Here is an 18,589-nt window from a genome sequence, read left to right as displayed (position 1 = left end):
TTCCGGGAGTCCGGCCGATAACGTCAGTCATCAAGTCCCCACGCTCAGGAGTCACTCATGGCCGGCATTCTCGATACGGTAGACCAGCGCACTCAGTTGGTGGGTGCAAACCGGCTGGAGCTTCTTATGTTTCGTCTGGCCGGTCGGCAGTTGTTCGCGATCAACGTGTTCAAGGTGCAAGAAGTCCTGCAGCTACCCAAACTGACGCTCATGCCACATCGCCATCCCCATGTGTGTGGCGTGGTCAACCTGCGGGGCAAGACCCTTCCGGTGATCGACCTTTCCCGGGCGATTGGCATGCGTGCCCTGGTGCCCGGCCCGGACAGCACCATTATCGTGACCGAGTACAACCGCTCGGTGCAGGCGTTTTTGGTGGGCGGGGTTGATCGCATCGTCAACATGAACTGGGAGGCCATTCTGCCGCCGCCCGCCAGTGCCGGGCGCAGCCATTATCTGACCGCCATCAGCAAGGTCGAGGAACAACTGGTCGAGATCATCGACGTGGAAAAGGTCCTGGCCGAAATTGTGCCTTACAACGCCAAAGTCTCACGGGAGAAGCTGGCCGATCCCATCTTCGAACAGGTACGCGGACGAGAAGTGCTGCTGGTCGACGATTCCAGTGTCGCCTTGGCCCAGCTGCGCGAAACGCTTTCGCAGTTGGGGATCAAGATGCACATCGCCAGCGATGGCCTCAAGGCCCTGAACATGCTCAAGGGCTGGGCCGACACCGGCCAGGTCATGACTGACAAGTTGCTGATGATTTTCACCGATGCCGAAATGCCGGAAATGGACGGTTACCGTCTGACCACCGAGATCCGAAACGACCCGCGTTTGCGAGATTTGTATGTGGTGCTGCACACCTCTCTGTCAGGCAGCTTCAATGAGTCGATGGTGAAAAAGGTGGGTTGCGACAACTTCCTGTCCAAATTTCAGCCGGACAAACTGGTGGATGTTGTCCGCCAGCGCTTGATACTGGATCAAGTCTCTGCGTGAAACCTTGTGTCTTTTCATGGGTGATCTGCTCGTATACTGTGGCTTTTTTTACCTTGCAGGGAGCATGAGCCATGCTGCGTCTAAGCGCGCTTTATCGTTTTCCACTTAAGTCCGGCAAGGGCGAAAGCCTGCCTCAGGCCCGGCTGGACAAGCTGGGGCTGGTCGGTGATCGGCGCTGGATGCTGGTGGATCAAGCCAGCGGGCGTTTTCTTACCCAGCGCACCGACCCCAAAATGAGCCAGCTTTCGGCACTCTGGAACGCTTCGGGTGGCTTGACCCTGAACGCGCGGGGCTTTGAAGCACTGGACGTGGCGGTGCCGGATGTCGACACCGGCCTGCGTGGCGTCACCATCTGGCGTGACACCTTGCGGGTGCCGGATGCGGGCGATGCCGCCGCCGATTGGTTAAGCCGCTTTATCGAAAAGCCAGTGCGCCTGGTGCATGTACCACTGGAGCGTGCACGTACCACTGAGGCCGGCTATGGCCGTGATGATGACAAGGTCGCGTTTGCAGATGGCTACCCGCTCTTGCTGATTGGTCAGGCGTCGCTGGATGACATTTCACACAAGGTGGGACGCCCTCTGGATATGCTGCGTTTTCGGCCCAATCTGGTGATCGAAGGCAGCGAAGCCTTTGCCGAAGACGGCTGGAAGCGCATTCGCATTGGTGATGTCGAGTTTCGCCTGGTCAAGTCCTGCTCGCGCTGCATCCTGACCACCATCGACCCGCACACCGGTGTGCGTGATGAGCAGCGTGAACCGTTGGCGACCCTGATGACTTATCGCAAGCAGGAAGACGGCATCATGTTCGGTCAGAACCTGGTGAATGATGGCAGTGGCGTGCTGGAAGTCGGGATGCCGGTGACGGTGCTGGAATAACGCCGCAGCTTGTAGTCGCTGAGGAGCGGAGCGAGGCTGCGATCGGCGGCGCAGCCGTCGCGAAACCTGAGTCCCCAATCTATCTGGGCCACGGCGGTACCTGATTTACGACGGCTGCGTCGGAGTGCCGCACCACGCCAACGCAGCCTCGCTTCGCTCCTCAGCGGCTACACGGATCAGCATTACTGATCATCAAAATACCGCTCATGCCAGTCCACTACCGGCTGTGGTGCATTGAGCTTCTGCCCGTAGATCACCGAATAAGACAGCACGTTCTGCACATACTGGCGGGTTTCGTCGAAAGGGATGCTTTCGATCCAGACGTCGAAGCCCAGATGATTGGCGCCCTTGAGCCACTGACGAACACGGCCGGGCCCTGCGTTATACGCCGCCGAAGCCAGCACCCGGTTGCCGTTGAACTGGCCATGCACCTGGCTCAGGTAAGCGGCACCCAACTGGATGTTTTTGTCCGGATTGAGCACTTGCTGCGGTGATGCCAGTGGAATATTGAATTTTCTCGCTGTCTCTTTGGCGGTGGCTGGCATCAATTGCATCAGGCCGCTGGCGCCCACGCCAGAGCGGGCGTCATCCATAAAGGCACTTTCCTGACGGGTAATGGCGAACACCCAGCTGGAATGCAGGCCGCGAAGCTTGGCTTCACGCACCAGGGTGTCGCGGTGGGCCATCGGGAATCGAATATCCAGATCATCCCAGTACTGGGCCTGGCTGATGGTTCGAATGGCCGGGAAATACCACTTCAGGTCGTAGGCAAGCCTGGCCTGGGCGACCATTTCATCGCGGCTGAACAGGCGGCTGACGTAGTACCACTCGCGGCGGCCATCGACGATCTGCCCGCGGTCATGGAACTCCAGTGCCCGTTGCACACCCGGCGTGTTGCGCACTTTTTTGACCAGTTGCGGGCTGAGCATCAACGGTCTGTTGTTGAGCTGATAAGGCGTCTGCGCCCGATCGGCGGCCAGGAATCCGTAGAAATCACGCTCGTTGGCGACTTTTTTGAACAGCACTTGCGCCTGCGGGTTTTTAGGTTCGGCCAGCTCAAGGCTGCGGGCCTGCCAGTAGCGCCAGCGACTGGTGGTTGCCAGGTCCTGGGGCAGTTTGCGGGTCAGCTGGTAGGCGTCTTCCCAGCGGCCCAGGCGCAGCAGCAGGCGCAGGCGCCATTCGGTAACAGTGTTGTCCCGCAGTTCCGGGTCATATTTGGTCATGATGTCCAGGCCGCGACTGTCGTAGCGGCGGGCGAATGTCAGACCGATTTCCCGTGCAATGGCGACTTTCTCGTCGCGCGAGAAATGCATATTGGTTGCGTAGGTGTCGAGCAATGACGCGGCTTTTTCCGGGTCCTGGCGGGCCAGGCGGCGCAGGCCCAGGCCTACGGCGTCAGACATGGCCTCACTGGCCGGAGCAAAGCGTGAAGGCTGGCTCAGCATGTCGGGCTTTTGCGCCACGTCGATCATCAGCCTGGCTTGTGGCCCCAGCGTATTGAGGCCGTTGGCCAGTTGGGTGGCCAGGGCGTAATTGCGCGCTTCGGCGGCAAGCTTGACCCGCTGCCAGCGTTTTTGCTCGGTCAACTGGCCATCGGCGGCCCATTGGCTGAACAGTGCATCGCATGCGGCTGGCTGCGCTTTACCGACCAGCCACAGTTTTTCGGCGTTGGCATAGCCTTCGGCCTTGCGGTTGTGCTGCAGCTCATATTGACCGTTGAGGCAGTCCAGTTCGGTGAAGTTGAGTTTTGGGTCGTAGTACTTGGCGAAGGTTGCCCAGTCGCCACGGTCTGCGAGCCAGCGCAACCAGCGCAGTTTCATCCAGTTGGCTTGAGGCAGGTCGCCGTGCTCGGCCAAAAACTGCTCAATTTCCGTGTTGTTGGCTGACTTCAGGCGGGCGGTCAGTTCGTCATAGGCAAGATAAGGCGTCAGCGGGTAGCTGCGCAGGGCCGCGGCACTTTGAAAGTAAGGGCCGGAGTCACCCTTGGCCAAGGCACGCTTGGCCTGGTCGTAAAGTTGGCGTTGTTGAGTCAGGTCTGCGCCATGGGCGGCTTGCACGGCACAGCTGGTGAGAAGCAGGCAGGATAAAAAATTGAAGAGACGACTGCGCATGAGGCTTCCGTACTGATAAAAACGCGACGAGCGCAGGTCTGGCCTGCACTGATTATTTCCTAGCTTAGCCTTTTGCCAGCAGCACGTGAAAGCCTTGCCGGTTAACCGGTGCAACTTGGCACTAAATGAAGGGGAGCGGGGGCCGTACAAGAAATACCCGGCCGCCCAAGGGGTTAAATCAGGTAGAATGCGCGCCCAGTTTTTGGAGAAGCTCATGACCCTGCTCAAATTCAGCGATGTGTCCCTTGCTTTCGGCTCTATGCCGTTGTTGGACAAGGTGTCCTGGCAGATCGCCCGTGGAGAGCGGGTGTGCATCATCGGCCGCAACGGTACCGGCAAGTCCAGCATGATGAAGCTGGTCAAAGGTGATCAAAAACCCGATGACGGCTCTGTTTGGCGCGCGCCCGGCCTCAAGATTGGCGAATTGCCGCAAGAGTTGCCGGTAGCCGACGAGCGGACCGTGTTCGACGTTGTGGCCGAAGGCCTGGACGGTGTTGGCGAGTTGCTGGCCCAGTACCATCACCTGAGCCAGAACATCGTGACCGATGCTGACCTGGACAAGCTGATGCATGTTCAGCAAGACCTCGAAGCCCGTGATGGCTGGCGCTTGCAGCAATTGGTAGACAGCACCCTGAGCCGTCTGCAGTTGCCTGCCGACAAAACCCTCGCCGAATTGTCCGGTGGCTGGCGTCGCCGCGTCCTGCTGGCGCAAGCACTGGTTTCCGAACCGGACTTGCTGCTGCTCGACGAACCGACCAACCACCTGGATATCGGCGCAATCGCGTGGCTGGAAGAGGCCTTGAAGGACTTCCAGGGCGCGGTTCTGTTTATTACCCACGACCGTTCATTCCTGCAAAATCTGGCCACCCGGATTCTGGAACTGGACCGTGGCGGCCTGATCGACTGGAACGGCGACTACGCCAGCTTCCTGGTCCACAAGGAAGCCACCCTGGCTGCTGAAGAGACAGCCAACGCGCTGTTCGACAAGCGTCTGGCCCAGGAAGAAGTGTGGATCCGTCAAGGTATCAAGGCCCGTCGCACCCGTAACGAAGGCCGTGTACGCGCCCTGAAGGAGTTGCGCGTAGAGCGCAGCGAGCGTCGCGAGCGTACCGGCAAGGCCAACATCCAGCTGGATACGGCAGACAAGTCCGGCAAGCAAGTGATGGTGCTGGAAAACGTCAGCTTTGCTCACCCGGGAGGCCCGTTCCTGCTCAAGGACTTCTCGATGGTGCTCCAGCGTGGCGACCGTATCGGTCTGCTGGGTGCCAACGGTACAGGTAAAACCACGCTGCTGAAGCTGATGCTGGGCGGCCTGGTGCCGACCGAAGGCACGGTTGAGGAAGGTACACGCATCGACGTGGCTTACTTCGATCAGTTGCGTCATCAGCTGGATCTGGAAAAAACCGTGATCGATAACGTGGCTGAAGGCCGCGACTTTATCGATATCGACGGTCAGAGCCGCCATGTACTCAGCTACCTGGGTGACTTCCTGTTCAGCCCTCAGCGTGCCCGCACGCCGGTCAAGGCGCTGTCGGGTGGTGAGCGTGCGCGTCTGTTGCTGGCCAAGCTGTTCAGCAAGCCAGCCAACCTGCTGGTGCTCGATGAGCCTACCAACGACCTGGACGTTGAAACCCTGGAGCTGCTCGAAGAGGTCTTGCTGACCTTCAAGGGCACCGTGCTGATGGTCAGTCACGACCGGGCATTCCTCGACAACGTGGTCACCAGTACCCTGGTTTTCCAGGGCGAAGGCAAGGTTCGCGAGTACGTCGGCGGTTATCAGGACTGGCTGCGCCAGGGCGGTTCGCCGCGTCTGCTGGGCGTGACCGAGAGCAAGTCCGGCAAGGCCGACCTGAACTCGGCCGTGGTCGAGGCTGCGCCGGCTCCTGTGGCCGCACAACCTGCTCCTGCTGCGAAAAAGAAGCTGAGCTACAAGTTGCAGCGTGAGCTGGAATCGTTGCCGGCGGATATCGACGCGAAAGAACAGGCAATTGCTGCGGTTGAAGCAGAGATGGCTGATGCGGGTTTCTATCAGTTGCCTGCTGCCAAAACTGCAGAAGTCATTGCCAAGCTTGAAACGTTGCAAGCCGAGCTTGAGCAACTGGTTGAGCGCTGGGCTGAGCTGGATGCCTGATTGACTGCGTGCTGAACTGAAAAAGCCCGGCCCTTTAACAAGGTGCCGGGCTTTTTTGTTGTTACATGCAGATAAACTTAGTCAGGTTTTTTCAGGCTGACTGCCAGTACGTCGCACGGAGCGCCATGCAGTACGTCGTTGGCGGTGGAGCCCAGCAACAGGGCGAGGCCGTGACGGCCGTGGCTGCCGACCACGATCAGGTCGCATTTTTGTGCTTTGGCCAAGGCATGGATTTCCTGGCGCGGCTGACCGTAGTTCAGGTGGCAGTAATCCTTGTGCAGTTGCGGGTACTTGGCGATCAGCCGCTCAAGGCGCTCCTTGGCCTGATCGAACTGTTGCTGCTGCAGTTGCGAGAGATCCATGGGCACGTCGCCGCCAAACGCCATCGCCATCGGCTCGACGATATGTATCAGTGACAGTTTGGCACCGTTAGCCTTGGCGCTTTCGCTGGCGCGATTGATCACGGGGTCACATTCGTCGGTCAGGTCGACAGCGACCAAAATATGTTCGTAGGGCATGTGGGGTGCTCCTGTAGATGGCGATTAGTTATGAGTATGGCCCTTTTCCAGAGCCTTGGTTCAAGTCTGGGTCACTCGTTTATCACGTAATGAGAGTACAGATATGACGGTATGGATAGTGGTGTCAATCCTGGCGCTGGTTCTGAGTCCCCTGGCCTGGTTGCGGCCTTCCCGGGGGCAGAGTGGGCGTATGGATTTGCGCATGGAGGCACGGCGCATTGGTTTGTCCATGCAGCTGGCGCCTCAGGAATGGCCGTACTGGCTTGAGCCCCAGCCGCCCGGTTCCTGCGCGCAGTACCATCGCCCGCGCCGCAGTACTAAGCCTGATGTTTGGTGCTATTGGCAATCGGCACCTGGAAAATGGCTCAATCGCTGGCAGGAAGAATGTGAAGATGAGCGCCTGCTGGCGCAGTTCAAAAAGCTGCCGGCCAATGTTTACAAAGTTGAGGCCGATGCACAGATGATTGTGCTGGTGTGGGGCGAGAAGGGTGAGGCTCAGGTGCTCAAGGCGATTGATGAGGTGCTCAAGGCGCTGGCATGACCTTTGTGGGAGCGGGCTTGCTCGCGATGGAATCGGCGTGGTGTGGCGGACAAACCGCGTCGTCTGAATCGCGAGCAAGTCCGCTCCCACAATTTTCACCTGCAGGGCGCTTCAATGGTTTCGAGCACTCGTACCGCAGGTGTCTAAACTGACTGCCGGGTCGTTTTGTCATCGTTGTTTCGGACAATTGACAATCGATCGCTTTTCCCTGAAGGTGTCGACACCCAAATCAAACGGGCGTATGAATTGAGCGTTTGTCATGTAAGACAGCTCTCATTTTCAATCCCGATTATCGCGTTGGCGGGTGTGCCTGGCGGATTGGCAACAGCATTGACACAAAGGTCAGTGACAGCCAGACGCTAGCTTCTGACGTGTACTGTTCAGCTTCCATATCCTGGAGATCAGTTGATGATTTACGAAGGTAAAGCCATCACGGTTACGGCTCTTGAAAGTGGCATCGTCGAACTGAAGTTCGACCTCAAGGGTGAGTCCGTCAACAAATTCAACCGTCTAACCCTGAACGAGTTGCGTCAGGCTGTAGATGCGATCAAGGCAGATGCTTCGGTCAAGGGTGTCATCGTTTCCAGTGGTAAAGACGTCTTTATCGTTGGCGCCGACATCACCGAGTTCGTCGAAAACTTCAAGTTGCCGGATGCCGAGCTGATCGCTGGCAACCTCGAAGCCAACAGGATCTTCAGCGATTTTGAAGACCTCAACGTACCCACCGTCGCGGCCATCAATGGCATCGCGTTGGGTGGCGGTCTGGAAATGTGTCTGGCTGCTGACTTCCGGGTCATGGCGGACAGCGCCAAAATCGGCCTGCCGGAAGTCAAGCTGGGTATCTATCCGGGCTTTGGCGGTACCGTGCGCCTGCCACGCCTGATTGGCGTTGATAACGCGGTTGAGTGGATTGCCTCCGGCAAGGAAAACCGCGCCGAAGATGCTCTGAAAGTGAGCGCCGTAGATGCTGTGGTAACGGCTGAAAAGCTGGGCGCTGCAGCGCTGGACCTGATCAAGCGCGCCATCAGTGGCGAACTGGACTACAAGGCCAAGCGTCAACCCAAGCTTGAAAAACTCAAGCTGAACGCAATCGAACAAATGATGGCTTTCGAAACCGCTAAAGGTTTTGTGGCCGGCCAGGCTGGCCCGAACTACCCGGCCCCGGTTGAAGCGATCAAGACCATCCAGAAAGCCGCGAACTTCGGTCGTGACAAGGCGCTGGAAGTGGAAGCAGCAGGTTTCGCCAAGCTTGCAAAAACCTCAGCTTCGCAATGCCTGATCGGCCTGTTCCTGAACGATCAGGAACTGAAGAAAAAAGCCAAGATCTACGACAAGATTGCCAAAGACGTGAAGCAGGCGGCCGTTCTGGGCGCAGGCATCATGGGTGGCGGTATTGCCTATCAGTCGGCCTCCAAAGGTACGCCGATCCTGATGAAAGACATCAACGAGCACGGCATCGAGCAGGGTCTGGCCGAGGCTGCCAAGCTGCTGGTAGGCCGCGTTGATAAGGGTCGCATGACACCGGCGAAAATGGCTGAAGTGCTGAACGGCATTCGTCCTACTTTGTCATACGGCGATTTCGGTAACGTCGACCTTGTGGTCGAAGCGGTAGTCGAGAACCCGAAGGTCAAGCAGGCTGTACTGGCGGAAGTGGAAAATCACGTTCGCGAAGACGCCATTCTGGCTTCCAACACCTCGACCATTTCCATCAGCCTGCTGGCCAAGGCCCTCAAGCGTCCGGAAAACTTCGTCGGCATGCACTTCTTCAACCCGGTGCACATGATGCCGCTGGTTGAAGTGATTCGTGGCGAGAAGTCCAGCGACCTGGCAGTAGCAACCACCGTTGCCTATGCCAAGAAAATGGGCAAGAACCCGATCGTGGTCAACGACTGCCCGGGCTTCCTGGTCAACCGCGTCCTGTTCCCGTACTTCGGCGGTTTCGCCAGGCTGGTCAGCGCCGGTGTCGACTTTGTGCGTATCGACAAAGTGATGGAAAAATTCGGTTGGCCAATGGGCCCGGCGTACCTGATGGACGTGGTCGGCATCGACACCGGTCACCATGGTCGCGACGTTATGGCCGAAGGCTTCCCGGACCGTATGAAAGACGACCGTCGTTCAGCGATTGACGCTCTGTACGAGGCCAAGCGCCTGGGTCAGAAGAACGGCAAGGGCTTCTACGCCTACGAAGAAGACAAGCGCGGCAAGCAGAAGAAAATCGTTGATTCGAGCGTGCTTGAGGTCCTCAAGCCTATCGTCTACGAGCAGCGCGACGTGACCGACGAAGACATCATCAACTGGATGATGATCCCGCTGTGTCTTGAAACCGTGCGTTGCCTGGAAGACGGCATCGTTGAAACCGCAGCCGAGGCTGACATGGGCCTGGTCTATGGCATTGGCTTCCCGCTGTTCCGTGGCGGCGCGCTGCGCTACATCGATTCGATCGGTGTTGCAGAGTTCGTGGCCCTGGCCGATCAGTACGCTGAACTGGGCGCGCTGTACCACCCGACTGCGAAGCTGCGTGAGATGGCCAAGAACGGCCAGAGCTTCTTCGGTTAAGCGCCCCATTAGAGTGAGAGTGAAATTATGAGCTTGAATCCTAGAGACGTGGTGATTGTAGACTTCGGTCGCACCCCGATGGGCCGCTCCAAGGGTGGCATGCACCGCAACACCCGTGCTGAAGACATGTCTGCACACCTGATCAGTAAAGTGCTGGAGCGCAACAGCAAAGTTGACCCGGGTGAAGTCGAAGACGTGATCTGGGGCTGTGTGAACCAGACCCTGGAGCAAGGCTGGAACATTGCGCGCATGGCGTCGCTGATGACCCAGATCCCGCACACCTCGGCTGCACAGACCGTGAGCCGCCTGTGCGGCTCGTCCATGAGCGCCCTGCACACGGCTGCGCAAGCGATCATGACCGGCAACGGTGACGTTTTCGTGGTGGGCGGCGTCGAGCATATGGGTCACGTGAGCATGATGCACGGTGTCGACCCTAACCCGCACATGTCGCTGTACGCGGCAAAAGCCTCGGGCATGATGGGTTTGACCGCTGAAATGCTGGGCAAGATGCACGGCATCACCCGCGAACAGCAGGATGCATTTGCTGTGCGTTCTCACCAGCTCGCTCACAAGGCGACGGTAGAAGGCAAGTTCAAGGACGAAATCATCCCGATGCAGGGTTACGACGAAAACGGTTTCCTGAAAGTTTTCGACTACGATGAAACTATTCGTCCAGATACCACCCTGGAAAGCCTGGCGGCGTTGAAACCTGCGTTCAACCCTAAAGGCGGTACCGTGACTGCGGGCACTTCGTCGCAAATCACCGATGGTGCTTCATGCATGATCGTGATGTCTGCCCAGCGTGCAAAAGACCTGGGGCTTGAGCCGCTGGCAGTGATCCGCTCGATGGCAGTTGCGGGTGTGGATCCTGCGATCATGGGCTATGGTCCAGTACCGGCTACACAAAAAGCATTGAAGCGTGCAGGCTTGAATATGGCCGATATCGACTTCATTGAGCTCAACGAAGCTTTCGCTGCACAGGCCCTGCCAGTGCTGAAAGATTTGAAAGTGCTCGACAAGATGAATGAGAAGGTTAACCTGCACGGCGGTGCCATCGCTCTGGGTCACCCGTTTGGGTGCTCGGGTGCTCGTATCTCCGGCACTTTGCTCAATGTAATGAAGCAAAATGGCGGCACTTTCGGGTTGTCCACCATGTGCATTGGTCTTGGCCAGGGCATTGCCACCGTCTTCGAACGCGTCTAAGCGTTGCGTTGATGGAAGCCGGGGCCTTGTGCCCCGGTTTTTGTTTTTAAGCGTGTTTAATTTTTTTATTTGCAGAGGGGCCGCAACATGTCGCTACAACCTGGGCTCTATCAACACTACAAAGGTCCTCAGTATCGTGTTTTCAGTGTGGCTCGCCATTCTGAAACCGAAGAAGATGTAGTGTTCTACCAAGCCCTGTATGGCGATTACGGCTTTTGGGTGCGCCCGCTGAGCATGTTCCTGGAGTCAGTCATCGTTGAGGGCGAACACGTCCCGCGCTTTGCCTTGATTCAGGCCGAACCCAGCCTTTTTTCCCGGCCATAAGGCAAGGTCGCGCAGAACCCTGTGCTTGACCTCACCTTGTAGCCACTATATATAGCGGTGCCGCGTCAGGCGCGAACCGCCTTTCACTTCTAGAATTCAGGAATTTTCTGATCCATGGGCAAATCGCTGGTCATTGTGGAATCCCCGGCTAAGGCCAAGACCATCAACAAGTACTTGGGCAACGAGTACGTGGTGAAGTCGAGTATCGGCCATATCCGAGACCTGCCCACCAGCGGTTCGGCTAGCGCCAGCAAAGAACCGGCTGCCAAGCGTGGCAAGGCAGCGGCGGGCGAAGTGCCGGCCCTGTCGCCAAAAGAGAAGGCTCAGAAGCAGCTGATCTCGCGCATGGGCGTCGATCCCGAGCATGGCTGGAAAGCCAAGTACGAGATCCTGCCCGGCAAGGAAAAGGTCATCGAAGAGCTGCGCCGGCTTGCCAAGGATGCTGACACCATCTATCTCGCAACCGACTTGGATCGCGAGGGGGAAGCCATTGCATGGCACCTGCGCGAAGCCATCGGTGGTGATGACACCCGCTACAAGCGCGTGGTGTTCAACGAAATCACCAAGAAAGCGATTCAGGAAGCCTTCTCCAAGCCGGGCGAGCTGGATATCAACCGCGTTAACGCCCAGCAGGCCCGCCGCTTCCTCGACCGCGTCGTGGGTTACATGGTTTCGCCGCTGCTGTGGGCCAAGGTAGCCCGTGGCCTGTCGGCAGGCCGTGTGCAATCGGTGGCCGTGAAGCTGGTGGTGGAGCGTGAGCGCGAAATTCGTGCGTTCAACCCTGAAGAGTACTGGGAAATCCACGCCGACCTTGGCACTGCCAAGGGGGCGAAAGTGCGTTTTGACGTTGCCCGTGAAAAAGGCGAGGCGTTCAAGCCGCTCAACGAAGCTCAGGCAATGGCGGCGCTGGAGAAGCTCAAGGCTTCGAACTACAGCATCGTCAAGCGTGAAGACAAACCGACCAGCAGCAAGCCGTCGGCGCCTTTCATTACCTCCACCCTGCAACAGGCCGCGAGCAATCGCCTGGGCTACGGGGTGAAGAAAACCATGATGATGGCCCAGCGTTTGTATGAAGCTGGCTACATCACGTATATGCGTACCGACTCCACCAACCTCTCGGCCGATGCGGTCGAGATGGCGCGTACTTATATTGAAGGTGAGTTCGGCGCGTCGTACCTGCCGCCGGCACCTAATGTGTACAGCAGCAAGGAAGGCGCACAGGAGGCTCACGAAGCGATTCGTCCTTCTGACGTAAACATGCACCCGAGCAAGCTGTCGGGCATGGAGCGCGACGCTGAGCGCCTTTACGAGCTGATCTGGCGCCAATTCGTGGCGTGCCAGATGCTGCCGGCCAAGTACCTGTCCACCACCGTCACTGTGGCGGCCGGTGATTTTGAGCTGCGTGCCAAGGGCCGCATCCTCAAATTCGACGGTTACACCCGTGTGATGCCGCAAATTGCCAAGCCGGGCGACGACGATGTGCTGCCAGATATGGCTCAGGGCGATGCCCTGAAGCTGATCGAGCTCGACCCGAGCCAGCACTTCACCAAGCCGCCTGCGCGTTACTCCGAAGCCAGCCTGGTAAAAGAGATGGAAAAACGTGGCATTGGTCGTCCTTCGACCTATGCGGCGATTATCTCGACCATTCAGGATCGTGGTTACGTGGCGTTGCACAACCGCCGCTTCTATTCCGAAAAAATGGGCGACATCGTTACCGAACGCTTGTCCGAGAGCTTCTCCGACCTGATGGACTACGGCTTCACGGCCGGTATGGAAGAGAACCTCGATGACGTGGCGCAAGGCGAGCGTGACTGGAAAAACGTACTGGACGAGTTCTACGGCGACTTCAAGAAGAAGCTCGAAGTAGCTGCTGCACCGGAAGGTGGCATGCGTGCCAACCAGCCGGTAATGACTGATATTCCTTGTAAGGAATGTGGTCGTCCAATGCAGATTCGCACGGCTTCAACCGGCGTGTTCCTGGGTTGTTCGGGCTACAGCCTGCCGCCCAAAGAGCGTTGCAAGGCCACTGTCAATCTGGTGCCGGGTGACGAAATTGCGGCCGACGACGAAGGCGAATCCGAATCCCTGGTGCTGTTGGGCAAACACCGTTGCCCGATCTGCAGCACGGCAATGGACGCCTACCTGCTGGATGAGAAGCACAAGCTGCACATCTGCGGTAACAACCCGGATTGTGTCGGCTACGAAATCGAAGAAGGCAACTACCGCATCAAGGGCTATGAAGGTCCGAGCCTTGAGTGCGACAAGTGCGGCAGCGAAATGCAGCTTAAAACCGGTCGTTTCGGCAAGTTCTTCGGCTGTACCAATGCCGAGTGCAAAAACACCCGAAAACTGCTGAAAAGCGGTGAAGCGGCGCCACCGAAAATGGACCCGGTGAAAATGCCGGAACTTAAATGCGAGAAGGTCAACGACACGTACATCCTGCGTGACGGTGCTTCGGGGTTGTTCCTGGCGGCAAGCCAGTTCCCGAAAAACCGTGAGACTCGTGCTCCGTTAGTGATCGAAATTGTGCCCCACAAGGACGAGATCGATCCCAAGTATCACTTCTTGTGCGAAGCGCCGAAGAAAGATCCGGATGGCCGTCCTGCAGTGATTCGCTACAGCCGCAAAACCAAAGAGCAGTACGTGCAGACTGAAGTGGATGGCAAGCCGACTGGCTGGCGTGCGTTCTACGACGGCGGTAGCTGGAAGGTTGAAGACAAGCGTAAAGAAAAAGACGCTTGATCTGAGTTGATCGCTGAATAGAAAACCGCGCAAGGGCTGTATGCCTTGCGCGGTTTTTTTGTTTGCCAATCCCGGGCCTGGTTGCCGCTGCTTGAGTGCTTTTGTGGGAGCAGACTTGCTCGCGATGGCATCGACACGGTTTGGCTGAAGCACCGCAGCGCCTGCATCGCGGGCAAGCCCGCTCCCACAAAAGCGCAGGGAACGTAGGCCTTGCGCCAGCACGGCCTGATCCCTGAGACTGCACTACCTGCCTTTACCCATTCGATGTGGAGCGCCCGCATGGCTCACGAACTCTATACCCGTACCAATCAGAAGATCTATTTCGCTGGCCTGGCCCTTGAGGCCATGAACAAGGCGAGTGAGGGTCGGGCCATGAATGCTCAGGCGCTGGTTCAGGCAGAGCGCGAGTCGGCGGTATTTCATCTGTATGGTGCGCTGCTTGGCTTGTGTCATGAGATTGCTGGCTTTTATCGTCTGTCCCAAGCCAATGCACCTCGGGTCGAACTGCTGCTCACCCAGCAAGTGCTGGACGAGAAGGCCATCCCGGAACTGGCCGAGCTGGTTGAACTGGCACAGGCGCCGCAGACATGGCTGGCGCAACTGGTTGCGACCCACGCTGCTCTGTATCAGCCGTTACAGGCACCCAAAAAGGTCAAGGCGGATGTGTTCCAGCCCTTGATCATTGCGGTCAACCTGGAGGATGAGGCACCCCAGGAGTTGAGTCGCGAAACAATGGAGGAGTGGCGTCAGAACCTCAAAGGTCTGGCCATTCGGTTCCGTGATGGACTCAATGAGTGCTAAGGGTCGAAACCGAAACGGTACAGTCATTCATCAGTCTGTAATCGAAAGCGCTACAGATCACGGGAAATTCCCGCGGGATGGCTGATATACTCCCGCGCTTTCGTGGAGAACAAATTTATATGCCAACGTCTTTTCTAGAAATTGTCGAGTTGCCAGACGGCCGCATCGAGTTGCGCCGTGCTGAGGACGAAGGGTCTTTGGTAACGCTGAATTTTTCTGAAGATGCCAAGGCTTTTCTTCAGGGGCAGCACGTAGAGGTGGCGAAAGCCATGCTTAGCGTCGGTGTACAAATGGCGGGTCGGCTGGCCGAAGGCGAGCTCGAAAAAGACGATGGGCCACGCATTCTTCACTAAGCGACTCTGACTCGTGCTCCGCAGCCAGGCGAGTGCGTTCTGCACTGGCCCTGCGCAGGCATCAACTGTTTAACCCAAGCGTATATTTAGACTTTGCCCGTGACCGGTGCGAGCTGCGCTGATCAACTGATTGCGGGCAGCGCTGGTCAGCGGGTTGATCCAGCTCACTACCGTGTGGCTGCGACCCAGTCGCAGCGCTTCGCAGGTCAGTTGCAAGGCGCTTTTGTTGCCATTGGGTTGCAGCAGCAGAATGCGCTCGCGGTTCAGTCCGGCATCGCGTAACCAGCTTTGGGTCAGGCTTGCAGGTGGCGCAATCAGTGTCAGCCAGCGGGCGTTTTGTTGCTCGCTCAGTTCGCGCAGCATGGGGGCAAGCAGGTTCAGGCAGTTTCCGGCGGCACCGCGTAGCGACAGTTCACTGAACACCTCGGGTTCGGCGCTCCAGGGGGAATCGAGCACGTCCTTGATCGCGGGCGTCATGGGTTGAGCCATGAACGCTTCAAAAAGGGTGAGTTGTGCTGGCAGCGGGGTGTGTGGGAACTGCATGAAGCCTCCTTTAGCGGCGAATTACGCCGACACTCAAGCCTTCAATGACCAGTTCCTGGTCTTTGAGGTTGACTTCAATCGGGGCGAATTCAGGGTTCTCGGCAATGAGCCAGACCTTGTTGCCTTCACGCTTGAAGCGTTTGACCGTGACTTCGTCGTCGATACGGGCCACGACAATCTGGCCGTTACGGGCTTCGCGACAGGTATGCACGGCAAGCAGATCGCCATCGAAGATGCCGACATCCTTCATGCTCATGCCTTGTACCCGTAGCAGGTAGTCGGCTCTGGGGTGAAAGAAGGTCGGGTTGATGTTGCAGGACTCTTCGACGTGCTCCAGCGCAAGAATCGGAGCACCGGCAGCTACTCGGCCAATGATGGGCAGCGTGGATTCGTCAGACTTGGCTTCGAAGCCGGGTATGCGAATACCGCGGGAGGCGCCGGGGGTCATCTCGATGGCACCCTTGCGGGCAAGCGCCTTGAGGTGTTCTTCGGCGGCGTTGGGGGATTTGAAGCCCAGCTCCTGTGCGATCTCGGCACGGGTGGGCGGGTATCCGTTGTCATCCAGGCATCGCTTGATGAAGGCCAGGATCTCAGCTTGGCGTGGCGTCAGTTTTAGCATGTTGATCGCTCTGTCTTTTTATACAGTGACTGGGATTATATACAGTGAAAGCTTCTTGGCAATCACCCATTTCCAACGGTCCGCTGGACGGTCATTAATAAGTCGGGCGACCCGTACTTTATCAGGTGGGGCCGGACTGGCCGAGGCTGTGGTTAAATGCAGAACTGCCCGGTCCTGAAACGAATGCCTCATCTTGACTTTTTACAATCTGAAACGTATGTTTCAAACAAGTGTTTAAATGTTTGTCAGGCGGAGTAGTCATGGCCCAGTCGGAAACCGTTGAACGTATCCTTGATGCTGCCGAGCAGCTGTTCGCGGAAAAAGGGTTTGCTGAAACCTCATTGCGGCTGATCACCAGTAAAGCCGGGGTCAATCTGGCGGCGGTCAATTACCATTTCGGTTCTAAAAAGGCGCTGATCCAGGCCGTCTTTTCGCGCTTCCTGGGGCCTTTTTGCGCCAACCTCGATCGTGAGCTGGAGCGTCGTCAGGCCAAGCCTGAGAACCGCCCCAGCCTTGAAGAGTTATTGGAGATGCTGGTCGAGCAGGCGCTGGTGATCCAGCCGCGCAGTGGTAACGACCTGTCGATTTTCATGCGCTTGCTCGGGTTGGCGTTCAGTCAGAGCCAGGGTCACTTGCGTCGCTATCTTGAAGACATGTACGGCAAGGTTTTTCGCCGCTATATGCTGCTGGTCAACGAGGCTGCCCCACAAATCCCGCCCATCGAGTTGTTCTGGCGCGTGCACTTCATGCTGGGTGCTGCGGCCTTCAGCATGTCGGGAATCAAGGCGTTGCGTGCAATTGCCGAGACTGATTTCGGTGTCAACACCTCCATCGAGCAGGTGATGCGTCTGATGGTGCCATTCCTCGCGGCAGGCATGCGTGCACAAAGCGGCGTCACGGATTCTGCAATGGCCAGTGCCCAGCTTCGCCCCCGCAGTAAAACCGCCCCGGTTACCGCCAAGGTTTGACCCGCGGCGGGTGGGCGCGGCAGCTTTGTTCCGCTAAGCTAGTTGCCATGCCCAACCCTGACTTATTCCCGTCTGTCGATTCGCCGCTGCCTCTCTGGAGTGCGGCGCGCAGGCGCGTGGCTGCGGATCCGGACCGGGCAATGAACGCTCTCTTTTTAAAGGATTTCCCATGAGTTCTGCCTTGCAAGGCTCCTTGATGGTGGACGTCGCCGGTACTTGGCTGACGGCTGAAGATCGGCAATTACTTCGCCAGCCAGAAGTAGGCGGGTTGATTATCTTTGCACGCAATATCGAGCATCCGCGCCAGGTGCGTGAGTTGAGCGCTTCGATTCGCGCGCTGCGTCCCGACCTGTTGCTGGCGGTCGATCAGGAAGGTGGCCGGGTGCAGCGTCTGCGTCAGGGGTTCGTGCGCCTGCCAGCCATGCGTGCCATTGCTGATAACCCCAACGCCGAGTACCTGGCTGAACAGTGTGGCTGGATCATGGCCACTGAAGTGCTGGCCGTAGGGCTGGACCTGAGCTTTGCCCCGGTCCTGGATCTGGATTATCAACGTAGCGCTGTGGTCGGTAGCCGTTCGTTCGAGGGAGACCCTGAGCGCGCAGCCACATTGGCCGGGGCTTTTATTCGCGGGATGAACGACGCGGGCATGGCGGCGACCGGTAAGCATTTTCCGGGACACGGATGGGCCGAGGCTGATTCTCACGTCGCCATTCCAACTGACGAGCGCAGTCTTGAGCAGATTCGCGCCCATGACCTCGTACCTTTTGCCCGCTTGAGCAAGCATCTGGCTGCTGTCATGCCAGCCCACGTGATCTATCCACAAGTGGACAGCCAGCCTGCAGGATTCTCGCGTCGCTGGTTGCAGGATATTTTGCGCGGCGAGCTTCAGTTCGACGGCGTGATTTTCAGTGACGACCTGTCGATGGCGGGTGCGCACGTAGTGGGTGATGCCGCCAGCCGGATTGAGGCGGCCTTGTCGGCGGGTTGTGACATGGGACTGGTATGCAACGACCGTGCGGCGGCGGAGTTGGCACTCAGCGCTGCTCAGCGGTTGAACGTTACCCCTTCGCCCAGGATTGCACGCATGCGCGGTCAGGCCTGGGCCAGCACTGACTATCGCCAGAGCCCGCGCTGGCTGGTGGCAATGGGTGCGCTCAAGGATGCTCAATTAATAGATTGAGCACATCGATGCCGCTTTGACGCTTGGCGAAGCAGAAAGACCGTATCGCCTGAATCGCGGCAAGCCAGCTCCCAAGATTTCGCAAGCACCACAAAGCCCGTGGGAGCGGGCTTGCTCGCGATGGCGTC

Annotated in this window: 16 protein-coding genes; 12 read left to right on the top strand and 4 right to left on the bottom strand. The window is 57.9% G+C overall.

Features of this window, described 5'->3' with window-relative positions; translation table 11 throughout:
* Positions 1–57 precede the first annotated feature (57 nt).
* Together KO536_RS16800 and KO536_RS16795 are read left to right on the top strand one after the other, a co-directional pair.
* Positions 58–993 (top strand): chemotaxis protein CheV, encoded by a 936-nt coding sequence (locus KO536_RS16800; protein WP_219262491.1) that lies wholly within the window; start codon positions 58–60, stop codon positions 991–993.
* A gap of 71 nt (positions 994–1,064) precedes the next feature.
* On the top strand, positions 1,065–1,871 hold the full coding sequence (locus KO536_RS16795) for an MOSC domain-containing protein (RefSeq protein ID WP_219262490.1): 807 nt from the start codon (positions 1,065–1,067) through the stop codon (positions 1,869–1,871).
* A 182-nt stretch (positions 1,872–2,053) separates the two neighbouring features.
* Here KO536_RS16795 and KO536_RS16790 read toward each other — a convergent pair whose 3' ends face one another.
* Entirely contained in the window at positions 2,054–3,982 is a 1,929-nt protein-coding gene (locus KO536_RS16790) for a transglycosylase SLT domain-containing protein (protein ID WP_219262489.1), read from the bottom strand.
* A 214-nt stretch (positions 3,983–4,196) separates the two neighbouring features.
* On the opposite strand from KO536_RS16790, the gene KO536_RS16785 reads away from it, so the two are divergent.
* Positions 4,197–6,113 (top strand): ATP-binding cassette domain-containing protein, encoded by a 1,917-nt coding sequence (locus KO536_RS16785; RefSeq protein WP_219262488.1) that lies wholly within the window; start codon positions 4,197–4,199, stop codon positions 6,111–6,113.
* 77 nt (positions 6,114–6,190) lie between these two features.
* Here KO536_RS16785 and KO536_RS16780 read toward each other — a convergent pair whose 3' ends face one another.
* Complete coding sequence (locus KO536_RS16780) at positions 6,191–6,631, bottom strand: universal stress protein (RefSeq protein WP_019827477.1); 441 nt, start codon at positions 6,629–6,631, stop codon at positions 6,191–6,193.
* A 103-nt stretch (positions 6,632–6,734) separates the two neighbouring features.
* Between KO536_RS16780 and KO536_RS16775 the strand changes: the two genes are divergently transcribed.
* The 7 genes from KO536_RS16775 (at position 6,735) to KO536_RS16745 (ending at position 15,151) form a co-directional block, all read left to right on the top strand.
* Positions 6,735–7,172 carry a hypothetical protein gene (locus KO536_RS16775; RefSeq protein WP_019827478.1) on the top strand — a complete coding sequence of 146 codons (438 nt, stop codon included), beginning with the start codon at positions 6,735–6,737 and terminating at the stop codon, positions 7,170–7,172.
* A 408-nt stretch (positions 7,173–7,580) separates the two neighbouring features.
* Positions 7,581–9,728, top strand: a complete 2,148-nt coding sequence (gene fadB, locus KO536_RS16770) for a fatty acid oxidation complex subunit alpha FadB (protein WP_219262487.1) — start codon at positions 7,581–7,583, stop codon at positions 9,726–9,728.
* A 27-nt stretch (positions 9,729–9,755) separates the two neighbouring features.
* Positions 9,756–10,931: an acetyl-CoA C-acyltransferase FadA gene (gene fadA / locus KO536_RS16765; RefSeq protein WP_133077838.1), complete on the top strand. Its 1,176-nt coding sequence runs from the start codon at positions 9,756–9,758 to the stop codon at positions 10,929–10,931.
* Between the two features lie 87 nt (positions 10,932–11,018).
* Positions 11,019–11,255, top strand: a complete 237-nt coding sequence (locus tag KO536_RS16760; protein WP_133077837.1) for a DUF1653 domain-containing protein — start codon at positions 11,019–11,021, stop codon at positions 11,253–11,255.
* 114 nt (positions 11,256–11,369) lie between these two features.
* The gene (gene topA / locus KO536_RS16755) at positions 11,370–13,997 is read left to right on the top strand and encodes a type I DNA topoisomerase (protein ID WP_133077836.1); all 2,628 of its coding nucleotides are present in this window, start codon (positions 11,370–11,372) and stop codon (positions 13,995–13,997) included.
* A gap of 279 nt (positions 13,998–14,276) precedes the next feature.
* Positions 14,277–14,798 (top strand): DUF6586 family protein, encoded by a 522-nt coding sequence (locus KO536_RS16750; protein ID WP_133077835.1) that lies wholly within the window; start codon positions 14,277–14,279, stop codon positions 14,796–14,798.
* A 119-nt stretch (positions 14,799–14,917) separates the two neighbouring features.
* Positions 14,918–15,151, top strand: coding sequence for a hypothetical protein (locus KO536_RS16745; RefSeq protein WP_003446620.1), 234 nt, complete (start codon positions 14,918–14,920; stop codon positions 15,149–15,151).
* Between the two features lie 69 nt (positions 15,152–15,220).
* On the opposite strand, the gene sulA is transcribed toward KO536_RS16745, so the two are convergent.
* Together sulA and lexA are read right to left on the bottom strand one after the other, a co-directional pair.
* Positions 15,221–15,694: an SOS-induced cell division inhibitor SulA gene (sulA, locus tag KO536_RS16740; protein WP_133077834.1), complete on the bottom strand. Its 474-nt coding sequence runs from the start codon at positions 15,692–15,694 to the stop codon at positions 15,221–15,223.
* Positions 15,695–15,704: 10 nt separating this feature from the next.
* Positions 15,705–16,313 (bottom strand): transcriptional repressor LexA, encoded by a 609-nt coding sequence (gene lexA, locus KO536_RS16735; protein ID WP_019827486.1) that lies wholly within the window; start codon positions 16,311–16,313, stop codon positions 15,705–15,707.
* 260 nt (positions 16,314–16,573) lie between these two features.
* Here lexA and KO536_RS16730 point away from each other — a divergent pair, with 260 nt between their 5' ends.
* Both KO536_RS16730 and nagZ read left to right on the top strand, forming a co-directional pair.
* On the top strand, positions 16,574–17,281 hold the full coding sequence (locus KO536_RS16730) for a TetR/AcrR family transcriptional regulator (protein ID WP_133077832.1): 708 nt from the start codon (positions 16,574–16,576) through the stop codon (positions 17,279–17,281).
* 181 nt (positions 17,282–17,462) lie between these two features.
* Positions 17,463–18,461, top strand: coding sequence for a beta-N-acetylhexosaminidase (gene nagZ, locus KO536_RS16725; protein WP_219262539.1), 999 nt, complete (start codon positions 17,463–17,465; stop codon positions 18,459–18,461).
* Positions 18,462–18,589 lie beyond the last annotated feature (128 nt).

The organism is Pseudomonas sp. NKUCC02_KPG, from assembly GCF_019345465.1.
GTDB lineage: Bacteria > Pseudomonadota > Gammaproteobacteria > Pseudomonadales > Pseudomonadaceae > Aquipseudomonas.
This window is presented reverse-complemented; position numbering and strand designations above follow the sequence as displayed.

Excerpts from the sequence above, each read along its gene's own strand:
- KO536_RS16785 (WP_219262488.1), top strand. The coding sequence starts at position 4,197 with ATGACCCTGCTCAAATTCAGCGATGTGTCCCTTGCTTTCGGCTCTATG.
- KO536_RS16775 (WP_019827478.1), top strand. The coding sequence starts at position 6,735 with ATGACGGTATGGATAGTGGTGTCAATCCTGGCGCTGGTTCTGAGTCCC.
- topA (WP_133077836.1), top strand. The coding sequence starts at position 11,370 with ATGGGCAAATCGCTGGTCATTGTGGAATCCCCGGCTAAGGCCAAGACC.
- KO536_RS16795 (WP_219262490.1), top strand. The coding sequence starts at position 1,065 with ATGCTGCGTCTAAGCGCGCTTTATCGTTTTCCACTTAAGTCCGGCAAG.
- fadA (WP_133077838.1), top strand. The coding sequence starts at position 9,756 with ATGAGCTTGAATCCTAGAGACGTGGTGATTGTAGACTTCGGTCGCACC.
- fadB (WP_219262487.1), top strand. The coding sequence starts at position 7,581 with ATGATTTACGAAGGTAAAGCCATCACGGTTACGGCTCTTGAAAGTGGC.
- lexA (WP_019827486.1), bottom strand. The coding sequence starts at position 16,313 with ATGCTAAAACTGACGCCACGCCAAGCTGAGATCCTGGCCTTCATCAAG.
- KO536_RS16780 (WP_019827477.1), bottom strand. The coding sequence starts at position 6,631 with ATGCCCTACGAACATATTTTGGTCGCTGTCGACCTGACCGACGAATGT.
- KO536_RS16760 (WP_133077837.1), top strand. The coding sequence starts at position 11,019 with ATGTCGCTACAACCTGGGCTCTATCAACACTACAAAGGTCCTCAGTAT.
- KO536_RS16730 (WP_133077832.1), top strand. The coding sequence starts at position 16,574 with ATGGCCCAGTCGGAAACCGTTGAACGTATCCTTGATGCTGCCGAGCAG.
- KO536_RS16745 (WP_003446620.1), top strand. The coding sequence starts at position 14,918 with ATGCCAACGTCTTTTCTAGAAATTGTCGAGTTGCCAGACGGCCGCATC.
- sulA (WP_133077834.1), bottom strand. The coding sequence starts at position 15,694 with ATGCAGTTCCCACACACCCCGCTGCCAGCACAACTCACCCTTTTTGAA.
- KO536_RS16800 (WP_219262491.1), top strand. The coding sequence starts at position 58 with ATGGCCGGCATTCTCGATACGGTAGACCAGCGCACTCAGTTGGTGGGT.
- KO536_RS16750 (WP_133077835.1), top strand. The coding sequence starts at position 14,277 with ATGGCTCACGAACTCTATACCCGTACCAATCAGAAGATCTATTTCGCT.
- KO536_RS16790 (WP_219262489.1), bottom strand. The coding sequence starts at position 3,982 with ATGCGCAGTCGTCTCTTCAATTTTTTATCCTGCCTGCTTCTCACCAGC.